Source organism: Limosilactobacillus sp., assembly GCF_022651205.1.
Classification (GTDB): Bacteria; Bacillota; Bacilli; order Lactobacillales; family Lactobacillaceae; genus Limosilactobacillus.
In genome coordinates this window covers 1-12,620 of sequence record NZ_JALCQI010000037.1, presented here as the reverse complement: position 1 = coordinate 12,620, position 12,620 = coordinate 1, and the positions used below count along the sequence as shown (strand labels likewise).

Annotated in this window: 11 protein-coding genes; all 11 read left to right on the top strand. The window is 41.9% G+C overall.

Annotated features, from left to right (window positions below):
* On the top strand, positions 1–589 hold a 589-nt coding region (locus LKJ51_RS06880; protein ID WP_291980207.1), incomplete at its 5' end, for a hypothetical protein.
* Between the two features lie 150 nt (positions 590–739).
* The gene (locus LKJ51_RS06875) at positions 740–1,828 is read left to right on the top strand and encodes a tyrosine-type recombinase/integrase (protein WP_269028450.1); all 1,089 of its coding nucleotides are present in this window, start codon (positions 740–742) and stop codon (positions 1,826–1,828) included.
* A gap of 297 nt (positions 1,829–2,125) precedes the next feature.
* On the top strand, positions 2,126–2,947 hold the full coding sequence (locus tag LKJ51_RS06870) for a hypothetical protein (RefSeq protein WP_291979286.1): 822 nt from the start codon (positions 2,126–2,128) through the stop codon (positions 2,945–2,947).
* A 154-nt stretch (positions 2,948–3,101) separates the two neighbouring features.
* Entirely contained in the window at positions 3,102–3,578 is a 477-nt protein-coding gene (locus tag LKJ51_RS06865) for a MarR family winged helix-turn-helix transcriptional regulator (protein WP_291979287.1), read from the top strand.
* Positions 3,571–5,313: an ABC transporter ATP-binding protein gene (locus LKJ51_RS06860; protein WP_291979288.1), complete on the top strand. Its 1,743-nt coding sequence runs from the start codon at positions 3,571–3,573 to the stop codon at positions 5,311–5,313. Before LKJ51_RS06865 ends, LKJ51_RS06860 begins: the two co-directional genes overlap by 8 nt.
* Entirely contained in the window at positions 5,306–7,135 is a 1,830-nt protein-coding gene (locus LKJ51_RS06855; protein WP_291979289.1) for an ABC transporter ATP-binding protein, read from the top strand. The genes LKJ51_RS06860 and LKJ51_RS06855 overlap by 8 nt, the downstream gene beginning before the upstream one ends.
* Before the next feature lie 66 nt (positions 7,136–7,201).
* A complete protein-coding gene (locus LKJ51_RS06850) occupies positions 7,202–8,224 on the top strand; it encodes a serine hydrolase domain-containing protein (protein ID WP_291979290.1) in 1,023 nt (340 codons plus the stop codon).
* Positions 8,225–8,444: 220 nt separating this feature from the next.
* Positions 8,445–9,674, top strand: a complete 1,230-nt coding sequence (arcA, locus tag LKJ51_RS06845; protein ID WP_102168047.1) for an arginine deiminase — start codon at positions 8,445–8,447, stop codon at positions 9,672–9,674.
* Positions 9,675–9,807: 133 nt separating this feature from the next.
* Positions 9,808–10,278 (top strand): arginine repressor, encoded by a 471-nt coding sequence (locus LKJ51_RS06840; protein ID WP_291979291.1) that lies wholly within the window; start codon positions 9,808–9,810, stop codon positions 10,276–10,278.
* A gap of 13 nt (positions 10,279–10,291) precedes the next feature.
* Entirely contained in the window at positions 10,292–11,713 is a 1,422-nt protein-coding gene (locus LKJ51_RS06835) for a basic amino acid/polyamine antiporter (RefSeq protein ID WP_291979292.1), read from the top strand.
* A gap of 41 nt (positions 11,714–11,754) precedes the next feature.
* A partial coding sequence (locus tag LKJ51_RS06830; protein ID WP_291980206.1) for an amino acid permease occupies positions 11,755–12,620 on the top strand: 866 nt, incomplete at its 3' end.

Below are 12,620 nucleotides of genomic sequence, written 5' to 3'. Positions count from 1 at the left end.
GCAAGTAGCGGACGCTTACAATCAGGAAGCCGATAAGCTATCAGTATTTGATCATAAAGAAAAGCATATCAGCGCCCAAACCATTGAGAACATTGAGAATGGCAATTATCAGCCCTCTAAACATGAATGGGAACTGTTGGCCTGGTCGTTAAATGTTCCTCAATTCTACTTGTCTGGCCACTCAAACGACAAAATAGGGTGGCAAGAATGGGCGGAAGCTACTGGATATTCTGTTGACCAGCTTAAAACTGAGGTTCAGCGTTTGATTAAGACTGGTCGAATTGATCAAGATGAAGATATTCAGCGTCAAATTGGTTATGCTGTTCAAAGTCTAGATGGTCATGTTCCTACAACAACTACGGGAACTATCAATTGTATTCAAGAAAAGATACATGAGTTGTTAAACGATGTTGATAATGCTTTTCTGGTTCAAAAGTCAACACCAGTTTCCCCAGATTCATCGCTTATGGTAACCAATGCTGGTGATACTCATGTTCGGAAAGATATGGATGAACAAGCCTACAAACAGATTGTTGATATTCTTAACGAAACCCAGCTCAAATTAGGCCAAATCCATATCAAACGTTAATAAACTAGCTTTATAGGCTCTCACGGTGGGGCAATTCAGGGGATGGTCTACTTAACCACCTCACCACCTGTGTAAGCCTATGGGGTTGCTCCCTTATCAGCTATCCTCATTCATCCCCGCCGGTAAGCGTGATGGAAAGAGGTTTTATCTATGAGTTACGCAAAGAAAGCGAAAAACGGATACTACGGTATCGCTGAGTACCAGACTAAAGACGGCAAACGTCACCAAAAAAGCGCCGGCTGTTTCAAACTGAAACGGCAAGCGCTGGCTGAAGCGGACAATTTACAAAGAGAACTGGATAAGGTTAATACTGATCTTCACGATATTACTTTAGTAGATTATTTTGACCGCTGGTTTGATCTTTATAAGAAAAGCAAGGCCAAAAGTTTTAGCGCTCGCAATCAGTACAGCATTATGAAGAAATACATTCGTGAATACTGGCAAGATACCAAAATGCGTGATATTCGCCGTTCTGAGTACCAGGAATTTATTAACTGGTATGGTGCTGATCATGCTTACAAGTCTGTTAGCAAGCTAAACGGCGCAATCAGGACGGCTGTAAATTATGCGATTGATGATGATATTATCCTCAAGGACTTTACGCATAATGTTACGGTTACCTATAATCACGATAAAAAGGTAAAAGTTCAGTATCTTACCAATGATGAATTGACGAAGCTAAAGCAGGCGGTTGTTAAGGGCCTGAATCCATTGAACACCAGTCGTTACATGATTCTAACCGCCATTTATACGGGTATGCGTAAATCAGAAGTCCAGGCGCTAACCTGGAAAGATATTGATTTCTTACATTCCACTATCTCAGTCAATAAGTCATGGAATGAAAAAACAAAAGCCTTTAAATCCACTAAGACGGCAAGCAGTAACCGGGTAATTAAGGTTAACCGGTCGTTGCTAAACCATTTAGCAGACTTAAAGGCTAATAGTAGTGTTATGGTGTTTCAAAACGTTTTAGGAACGATTCCCACAAGCAACGCTTTGAATAAATGTCTACGCTCTATTATGAGTACGGCTGGTATCGAAAAGCAAGGGTTTCATTTTCACTCATTGCGCCATGTCCATGTAGCTTACTTATTAGGCAAGGGCGTAGATATATACGCAATTAGCAAGCGATTAGGCCACTCTAATATCACCGTAACGCTAAACACTTATTCGTATTTGATTGATGAATTTAAGGCCAAAAATGATACTGTAATTATCGAGAAATTAGCGGAATTGTAAATTGTGCGGAAAAACTGCGGAAAAACCCGCCACAAAGCCCGGTATATTAAGGGGTTATTATCCCCGTGCGGGTGATTTTAGATCACATAAGTAGCTGATATAGCAGCAATAAAAGGGGTTAGTGTACATCGTTTGTGCATTAGCCTCTTATTTGGATTACAAAAAAAGCACCTATCAGTAATAGGTTTTTTTCAGCCTTAACAATTATTTTAATAAAAGTGATTAAGAAATTAGGTTAAACGTGTTACACTAAGATAGTGTGATTTTTAAATTTGACAAAATAAATGGTGTTTAATTATGAATTTAAAAAATGTACTTATAATTGTGGGGATAATTGCGTTAATTTTGCTAATTATCCAATATGTTGGACAAGTTAAACGGATGCGTCAGGGCGACACATTTGTTAGTCGGGGACGAGCATTTGTTAACTGGTTATTGTTATTCATTATTGTTGGTAGTATTGGTGGAACCGTTTATGCGGATCATCATTCTAAGTCGGACTCTGATATAACTGAGACCAAGGCGATCACTAGTGATACCGACGAAGAAGCTGACCAAGTTTACATTAACTATGATAAGAAGAAAGCACGGTTAAATGATGATGGTGTTGCACCAATGAAGATCATCGTTTCACCAAACACAAAGGTTAAGATTGTTGGTCACGATACCGGCAAGGTTTACAAGACCTTTAAGGCTGAAAAGAGTGATGGCCCAGTAACGATCAAGTATGATTTTGAATATGCTGCCAAGTACGATATCATTGCAACTCGTGGTCATAAGAAGGTTAAGAAGACCATCACGATTAAGGAACAAAAGAATGATTCATCATCTTCTTCCTCCTCAAGCGCCACAAGCTCCAGTTCATCTAGTTCATCATCAAGTCACAGTTCATCCCATTCTTCAAGCAGTAATGCTAATAATGGCGGTAACAACAACTCTGGCAGTCATGGTGGTAACTCTGGTGCTTCATACAACGGCGGCGGTAATAGCTATCGTGGTAATGCCGGTGGTGGAGGATATACTCCATCTCGTCGTCCAGCTACTGGTGGCGGTCATACTGGTGGTACTATCAATAACCAACCAACGATCAGTACACAACCAACAATTAGTAACCAATAATTAAGTATCAAGGACTCAGGAATCTTCTTATAAAGTAGATCCCTGAGTTTTCTTTTTTAAATTTAACTATGATGGTTGCAATTTTGCCTAAAGCTGATTATTATGTAATAGTTATGTACCTAACGATTATGTACCTAATAATTGGAGGAAAAGAATGATTACTGATAATGAGGTGTTTCCGTCTCTATTTAAGTTAATCAGCCAGATGCACAACCTTTCAAAAAGGGATGTGAAGCATTCGGGGATGTTTCTTGGTCGTGGGCGAATTATTCATATTTTAGCGTTGAGCGATCGACCGTTATCACAACGGGAACTTGCGGATAAGGCCAGAATTAAGCCAGGATCATTGACCGAGGTTCTTGAGCGGCTGGAACGTGATGAACTTATTCAACGGGAACGGCAAGAAAATGATCGGCGGATAATTCACGTTCGCTTAACCGAAAAGGGAAGAAAGACCTACGAAAAAATCGTTGCTGAACGTCATCAATTTGGTCGTCACCTCTTAACGGGGATCGACCAGGAAGACCTAGAACGATTTATTAGGGTATTGACGATGATGGAAAAGAACCTTCACCATTATTATGGTGATCGTTTACCGAAGAATGAAAAAGAAGGTGAAAAGCTTGATTAAAATTGCAAAAAAGAACCTTGTTAAGTGGGCAACAGCTTTAGCGGTCCTCTTCCTGTTAATTCAGGTTGCCTGTGACTTGTACTTGCCAACGATTACCTCGGATCTCGTTAATAACGGGATTGTTAAGCAGGATCTTGCTTATATTTGGCATGAAGGGATCATGATGCTGATTGTTGCGGGGATCGGGGTTATTGCCGCAGCGGGAAATGTCTACTTTGCGGCGACTCAATCAATGCAGGTTGGTGAAAAACTGCGGAAACAGGTTTTTAACCACGTAATGAAGTTTTCTAGTCGCGATATGAGTAAGTTTGGTGACTCGTCTCTAATTACGCGGTCAACCAACGATATCGTGCAAATTCAAAACGTGATGATGCAGGTTCTCCGGATGATGCTGCAATCACCGATTATGCTAGTAGCGGCGTGTGTCTTGGCGTATGTTCGTGAACCACGTTTGACGAAGGTTTTTCTGATTAGTTTGCCAATTTTAGCGATTGTCGTTGGGATCGTAATTTACTTTGCGGTACCCCTATTTAAGAGTATTCAATTTAAGACCGACCGAATTAACCTGATCTTCCGTGAAGGATTGACTGGTGTGCGGGTTATTCGGGCATTTCGTCAGGACGATCGTGAACAAGATCGCTTCAAAAAAGCTAACGCTGACTACACTAATACCGGAATTAAGGCTTATACCTTGGTTTCATTCCTCTTTCCGGTAATGACGCTGATTTTAAGCTTAACCAATGTTGGGATTATTCTTTTGGGAAGTCGGCTAATTGCTAACATGTCGATGCAGGTTGGGAACCTAATTGCCTTTATGACTTACGCAACGCAAATCATGATTAGTTTTATGATGCTATCAATGGTCTTTGTCTTCGTTCCCCGGGCATCAGCTTCTGCGGCGCGGGTAAACGCGGTTCTTGAACATCGGCCAAGCGTGGAGGACCTTCCTAAAGAGTCCCAGACGCATTTAGTTAAGGATCAACCGGCCTCATTGAATTTTAATCACGTTAATTTCCGGTATGACGGTGCTGAACGGCTTGCGCTGAAGGACCTTAATTTTAAGGTGAAAGCGGGCCAAACCCTTGCAATCATCGGTGGTACTGGTTCTGGGAAGTCGACCCTTGTTAACCTGATTCCGCGGCTTTTCAATATTGAAAGTGGTGAAATTGAGGTTAATGGTAGCCCGATCGAAAAACTAAGCCAGAAAGAACTTCACTCAGTCATCTCAATTACCCAGCAAAAAGCTATTCTTTTCACGGGAACAATTAGATCGAACCTCCAGTTTGGAAATCCCCAAGCAACAGAAGATGAAATGTGGCATGCCTTAGAGGTTGCTAAAGCAGCCGACTTTGTAAAGGAAGCTGGGGGCCTTGATGCGACCGTTGAGCAATCAGGGAGTAACTTCTCTGGTGGTCAACGACAACGGCTAGCGATCGCGCGAACGATTATCAAGCCGGCTTCGATCTATATTTTCGATGATTCCTTCTCCGCCCTTGATTTTAAGACCGATGCTGAATTGCGCCAGGCCTTAAAAAAGGATCAGCAAGTTCAAAAGGCGGTAAGTGTGATCGTTGCACAGCGGGTATCAACCGTTGCGGATGCTGACCTAATTATTGTCTTGGATGATGGAATTGTTGTCGGTCAAGGAACACATGAGCAGTTAATCAAGAATAATGATGTCTACCAGGAAATCGTGTACTCACAAATAGAGAAGGGGGATGGACAAAATGCATAATGGACCACGAGGACGGGTCAAAAAAGCACAACACTTTTGGCCAACCACTAAGCGCCTCTTTACCTATTTAAAACCATGGTGGATTGGTGTGATCGTTTCAATTGTTTTGGCAATTGTTTCCGTTATTCTATCCATTCTCGCACCAAAGATTTTAGGTGAGGCGACCACCATTATTTACAATGGCGTAATGCATGGCTATGCGGAGATGAAGCAAGGGGTTCACCTTACAAGTCTACCGATTGACTTCCACCGGATATTCCAAATTGGAATTACTGTTGTTCTCCTGTACGTCTTTTCAGGCTTATTCAGCTTTGCCCAGCAGATTTTGATGACCCGAATTTCCCAAAAGGTTGTCTATAACCTTCGTGAAGATCTGAAGGAGAAGATGAAGCGGGTTCCGGTAAAGTTTTACGATACCCATAGTAATGGTGACATTATGAGCCGGATGGTTAACGATATGGATAATATCGCTGGGACCCTTCAGCAAAGTTTGATCCAAATTGTGACGAGTATCATTACCTTTGTTGGGGTTTTGATTTTGATGATTACGATTAGCTGGAAGCTGACCTTGGTAGCATTGATTACTTTGCCAATCAGTGCACTGATCGTTGCCTTTGTCGCCCCGACCGCTCAACGACTTTTCAGTAACCAGCAGGCAGAACTAGGAAAGATTAATGGTCAGGTTGAAGAAACCTATGCTGGTCATACGATCGTGAAGACCTTTAATAAGGAACGGGATGAAGAGGCAGCCTTTGCCAAGAAAAATCACCGTTATTACCAAGCCGCTTGGAAGGCCCAGTTCTTTTCCATCCTGATCTTTCCGCTAATGAACTTTGTCCGCAACCTTGGCTACTTGATGGTTGCTGTTGCTGGTGCTATCCAGGTTATTCATGGGCAAATTACATTAGGTAACGTTCAGGCATTTCTTCAATATACTAACCAGTTCTCACAACCAATTACTCAGATCGCTAACCTAAGTAGTACGATCCAACAGACGATCGCGTCAGCCGAACGAATCTTTGCGGTTCTCGACGCGCCGGAAATGGAACCTTCAGATGCGGATCCAACACCGCTCGATGAAAAACCATTACCGAAGATTGAGTTTGCTAATGTTAACTTTAGTTATGGTGATGAGCCGCTGATCGAGAACTTTAACCTGAAGGCAATGCCCAATGAAATGGTGGCAATTGTTGGGCCAACTGGTGCTGGGAAGACGACGATTATTAATTTGCTGGAACGTTTTTACGATGTTAAGGGCGGTAAGATTTATCTTGATGGTCAAAACACGCAATCAATGTCACGTGATGATTTGCGGAGCCACATTGCGATGGTCCTTCAGGATACCTGGTTATTCACGGGAACAATCTTTGAGAACATTAAGTATGGTCGGGAAGATGCCAGTGACGATGAGGTTTACCAAGCTGCCAAGTTAGCACACGCGGATAATTTCATACGTGAATTGCCGGATGGTTATGACACGATCCTAGATGAATCAGCATCGAATATCTCACAGGGGCAGCGGCAGTTACTAACAATTGCCCGAGCCTTCCTGGCTAATCCAGAGATATTGATCCTAGATGAAGCAACTAGTTCTGTTGATACACGGACTGAAGAGCTGATCCAAAAGGCAATGGATGAATTACAACGCGGACGGACAAGCTTTGTTGTTGCTCACCGACTGTCGACGATTCGAAATGCTGACAAGATCATTGTTCTTAATCACGGGCATATTTTAGAGACCGGGAACCATGATTCATTAATGAAGAAGAATGGCTTCTATGCTGATCTTTACAATAGTCAATTTGTCGGTAATAATTTATAGTTAATTAAGCCTAAGTATTCGGAGTTTTCTGATGCTTGGGCTTTTATGTAGAGTGGAGGAATCAGGATGAAAGAACAATATCAAAAGACGATTGCAGGCCTCGATGCGATGGTAGATGAAGGCATTGTTCCTGGGATTAGCTATGCTATTTTTGACCATGAACAGGAATATCGGGAAGTCAAGGGACTGGCAGAAGTCCAAACAGAAAAGGAACCGCTGCGAAAGGGGATGCAGTATGATTTAGCATCACTTACGAAGGTGATCGGGACGGTTCCTGTGATTGCAATGGCGATTCAAGAAGGAAGATTAAGACTGGATGATCCGGTGAAAAAATATTTGCCATTGTTTACTGATCCCCGACCAACCGTCCGTAACTTGTTAACGCACACTTCAGGAATTTGTGGCTATATTCCACACCGCGATGAATTATCGGCTGAAGAATTGAAGCAGGCTTACTTAACACAGCAGCATGTTGATTCTAGCTTGAACCGGCAGATTAGGTATGCGGACGTAAACTTCCTTTATCTTGGCTGGATCGCGGAGCAGGTCTATGGTGAGCCAATCCAACAGTTAATTCAAAATCGGGTATTAAAGCCATTAAAGATGACAGGTGCAAGCTTCAACCCTGATGTGAAGAATTGTGTTCCAACTGAGATTCAAGCACAACGGGGGCTGATCCGTGGGGTCGCTCATGACCCGAAAGCATATATCTTAGGTGCAGAATGCGGGTGTGCCGGAATGTTTGCGACGTTAGACGATTTGCTGGTTTATGGTCGGGCGTTAATTGAAACTAATCTAGACGGCCTGTTTAGTGCTGACACCGTTAACCAGTTATTTAGGGATCAGACACTAATTCTAGGAGAACACAGTCGCTCGTTAGGGTGGAAGCTACTTCACGCTACTAATGATCATCATTTAATGATTAGCCATACGGGATTTACCGGTACCTGGTTAATTCTTGATCGGGAAGAAGATCAAGGGATGATTGTCTTAACAAACCGTGTTCACCCGAGCGCAAAGAACGATGCTTACTTGCAAGCTAGGGACCAATTGTTTGCCACGTACCTTCATGAAAAAGAAAGCAATTAAAAAAACTTTGTGAAATTATTATTCAATTTTATGCAATGTCAACGGACGGATTATGCATTTTGTCGTAGCTGATTGCATATAAATTTGTATAATTTATGACAAAATTCATTCAGCTCTATAATTGCACAAATTGCCGTCAAATTAGGATTTGACAACGGTTTCAAAACTAGGTATTATATACACGTAATCAAATGAAAGCACACAAAAGGAGTGAGTGTATATGCAAAGCCCAATTCACGTAACATCTGAAATTGGTAAGCTTAAGACAGTTATGCTTCATCGACCTGGTCATGAAATTGAAAATGTCTACCCAGACATTCTTCACCGGATGCTTGTTGATGACATTCCATACCTGCCAATCGCACAAGAAGAACATGATTACTTTGCTAAGACTTTAAAGGACCAAGGAATCGAAGTACTTTACTTCGCTAAGTTGGCTGCTGAAGCATTAGCAGATGATCAAGTAAAGAATGAATTCCTTGAAAAGATGTTAGCAGAATCTGGCCATGCTGCCGGTGCTGTTCACGACGCTTTGAAGGAATACTTGCTTAGCATGGATACTCAAGCAATGGTTGACAAGATTATTGCTGGGGTACGGAAGGATGAGATTCACACTAAGTTCGTTTCACTTGCTGAAATGGCTGAAGATGCTGACTACCCATTCTTCATGGATCCAATGCCAAACGCATACTTCACTCGTGACCCACAAGCCTCAATCGGTGATGGTATTACCATCAACCACATGACATTCAAGGCTCGTCAACGTGAATCACTATTCACTGAATACATCATTAAGCACAACCCTCGGTTCGCTAACAAGGGTGTTCATGTATGGCGTGATCGTTACCATGACACTCGGATCGAAGGTGGGGATGAATTAGTCCTTTCTGACCACGTATTTGCTATCGGTATTTCTCAACGTACTTCAGCAGATGCAATCATGGACATTGCACGGAACTTATTCAAGGATTCCAACTACGACACTGTTGTTGCAATTCACATTCCACACAACCACGCAATGATGCACCTTGACACTGTCTTCACAATGATCAACTATGATCAATTTACTGTTCATCCGCAAATCTTGGATGGTGGTAAGATTGATACTTACATCCTTCACCCAGGTAAGGATGGCGAAGTTGAAATTCAACACCGGACAGACCTTCAAAAGGTTCTTGAAGAAGTATTGGACAAGCCAGAAATCGACTTGATCCCAACTGGTAACGGTGATCCAATCGTTGCTCCACGTGAACAATGGAACGATGGTTCTAACACGTTAACAATTGCACCAGGTGAGGTTGTTACATACGACCGTAACTATGTATCTAATGATTTGCTGCGGAAGCACGGAATTCTCGTTCATGAGGTTCGCTCAAGTGAATTGTCTCGTGGTCGTGGTGGTCCACGTTGCATGTCCTGCCCAATTGTACGTGAAGATCTTAAAAACTAGTTAGTTTGAAAAGCAGCAAATGCACTTTCGACCTGAATAGTAGTTCAGCATAAGTGTTTTTCGCTGCTTTTATTGTTCTAAAGTTACTTTGTTGTATAATTAATTTGTTAAATTGTGATAGGGGTGAACGAGAATGAATCGTAAGGCGCGGCGGAAGGTGATCGAGAAGTTAATTAGCGATCACAAGATCGAGACTCAGGATGAATTACTGGATCTTTTGACTCAGCAGGGGATCGAGACCACCCAAGCGACGATTTCTCGTGATATTCATGCGCTTAATATTGTTAAGGCTAACGATGGTAAGGGTCGCACCTACTACGTTCAACTACAGTTAACGCCAGACCATGATTTTAGTCGGCTTTATACTGGGATCCGTGAAAATGTTCGAACTATTGAAACGGTGCAATTTATCAATGTTGTTAAAACAGCATTGAATTCAAGCTACGCGACGATATTGGGAGGAATGTTTGATGAACTGGATATTCCAGAAGTCGTTGGAACGATTGCGGGGAACGATACGTTAATTATTATTAGCAAAAATAATAGTGACGCACGTGTAATCTACAATTTAATAATGAAACACATTAGCTCACACTTAGAGTAAAAGGGGTGTAAAGATGGAAAATGAAAAAAAGGGAATCGGTAAAGGCGAATTAATCGCCCTAATCGTTAGTTCCTGTATTGGTACTGGTATTTTTGGGATTACCAGTGATGTTTCAGCTGCTGCCGCACCAGGTCCTGCTCTGTTAGCATGGGTCTTTGTCGGTATTGGTTTCTTAATGCTTGTTCTTTCTTTGAACAACTTGTCTGAAAAGCGTCCTGACTTAACTGCTGGGATCTTCTCATACGCGGGTGCCGGATTCGGACCAATGGGTGAATTTATTTCTGGTTGGTCATACTGGTTATCTGCATGGCTTGGTAACATTGCCTTCGCGACAATGCTGATGAGTTCAATCGGTACTTTCTTCCCAACATTCAAGGGTGGTCAAAACCTACCTTCAATCATTGTTGCAATTATCTTTTGTTGGCTTTTGACAATCCTTGTTAACAACGGTGTGGAAAGTGCTTCCTTTGTCAACATGATTGGGACGATCTGCAAGGTCTTACCACTTGTAATCTTCATCGTTATTATGGTTGTTTGCTTCAAGGCCGGAATGTTCACTGCTGACTTCTGGGGCCGTGTTGCTAACAACGCTTCAAAGGGAACTACTACTGGTTCTGTTTGGGCTCAAATGCAAGGTACTCTGATGACTCTGATTTGGGTATTTATCGGGGTTGAAGGTGCTTCAGTTATGGCTCACCGTGCTAAGTCACGTTCAGCTGCTCAAGAAGCATCAATCATTGCCTTTGTAACCTTAGTTGTTATTTATGTTTTGATTTCTATTTTGCCTTATGGTGCATTAGACCGGGCACAATTGGCTTCAATGGGTCAACCTGCTATTGGTCACGTTCTTCAAGCAACTGTTGGTACTTGGGGTTCTGTTCTGATTAACGTTGGTTTGATTATTTCAACCATCGTTTCCTGGTTATCATGGACCATGCTTCCAGCCGAAACCACAATGTTAGTTGCTGAAGATAAAGCAATGCCAAAGATTTGGGGAAAGGTAAATGCTAAGAACGCACCTACTGCTTCCTTAATGATTACTGGTGTATTACAAACTATCTTCCTCTTCTCATTGCTCTTTACTGAAAAGGCATACGAATTCGCATATTCACTTTGTTCTGCTGCTATTCTGTTCTCATACCTCTTCGTTGGTCTTTACCAAATGAAGTACAGTTCAGAACACAAAGAGTGGGGTCAATTCACGATTGGTTTACTTTCAGCCGCATTCATGTTTGCTTGCATGTTCTTAGCCGGTTGGCAAGAAGTATTACTTGTTTCCATCAGTTTCATCCCTGGATTCATCATTTACTACCAAAGCTGTCGTGAAAACAGTCATAAGATGACTGGTGCTGAAAAGTGCGTAATGGTATTGATTCTTATCCTTAGTGTTGTTGCAATTTGGCTTGTTGCCAATGGTACAATTACTGTAGGTTAATGTGTTATAATAATTGAATAAAAACGAGCGAGGTGATTAAGGTGAAGGAAAAGAAGTTAAATCTGTTCCTCTTAATCACCTTAATTGTTGGTACGATAATTGGCGGTGGAATTTTTAATAGTCCCACCGACCTTATTTTAAAAGCAAATCCGTTGACGGCGCTGATTGCGTGGTTGATTGGTGGCTTGGGGATTCTGATGTTAGCGCTAGTCTTTTATAAGCTAGCACTGGTTAAGCCCGAGCTTGATGGTGGAATTTATACTTATGCCAAGGAAGGTTTTGGAAACTACGTCGGTTTCAATTCGTTCTGGGGATACTGGTTGGGATCAATTTTTGGTAATATTGCTTTTATTTCATTGTTCTTCAAGACCTTGAATAGTATGTTGCCTCATCCATTATCGCCATTTGGCTGCTTTATTGGTGGCTCCGTTATTTTATGGATTTATACACTGATTGGCTGGCGCGGTGTTCACGAAGTCAGTATCTTGAACGCGGTTATTACAATTGCTAAATTATTACCATTGATTTTGGTGATTATTATTGGAATAACATTATTTCAACCACATGTATTTAGTGTTACCCAATGGACACATGTCTTAGCTTCAAGTCACCACTCAACTAATATTTCTCAACAGATCGGTCAAGCAATGAGTACGATTGTCTGGTGCTTTGTTGGGATTGAGGCAGCCGTCTCAATGTCACGACGGGCAAAGAAACACGCTGAAGTTGGACTGGCAACGGTAATCAGCTTCGTTATTGTTTGGAGCTTATATGTTCTAATCTCATTGTTACCAATGGGAATCATTCCAGCACACGAGTTAGGAAACTCTTCGGTCCCGTTAGCAACCGTATTGAGTAAAAGCGTTATCGGTAATTGGGGAGCGCTGATTATCAAGGTTGGACTATT

Excerpts from the sequence above, each read along its gene's own strand:
- LKJ51_RS06875 (WP_269028450.1), top strand. The coding sequence starts at position 740 with ATGAGTTACGCAAAGAAAGCGAAAAACGGATACTACGGTATCGCTGAG.
- LKJ51_RS06870 (WP_291979286.1), top strand. The coding sequence starts at position 2,126 with ATGAATTTAAAAAATGTACTTATAATTGTGGGGATAATTGCGTTAATT.
- LKJ51_RS06865 (WP_291979287.1), top strand. The coding sequence starts at position 3,102 with ATGATTACTGATAATGAGGTGTTTCCGTCTCTATTTAAGTTAATCAGC.
- LKJ51_RS06855 (WP_291979289.1), top strand. The coding sequence starts at position 5,306 with ATGCATAATGGACCACGAGGACGGGTCAAAAAAGCACAACACTTTTGG.
- LKJ51_RS06850 (WP_291979290.1), top strand. The coding sequence starts at position 7,202 with ATGAAAGAACAATATCAAAAGACGATTGCAGGCCTCGATGCGATGGTA.
- arcA (WP_102168047.1), top strand. The coding sequence starts at position 8,445 with ATGCAAAGCCCAATTCACGTAACATCTGAAATTGGTAAGCTTAAGACA.
- LKJ51_RS06840 (WP_291979291.1), top strand. The coding sequence starts at position 9,808 with ATGAATCGTAAGGCGCGGCGGAAGGTGATCGAGAAGTTAATTAGCGAT.
- LKJ51_RS06835 (WP_291979292.1), top strand. The coding sequence starts at position 10,292 with ATGGAAAATGAAAAAAAGGGAATCGGTAAAGGCGAATTAATCGCCCTA.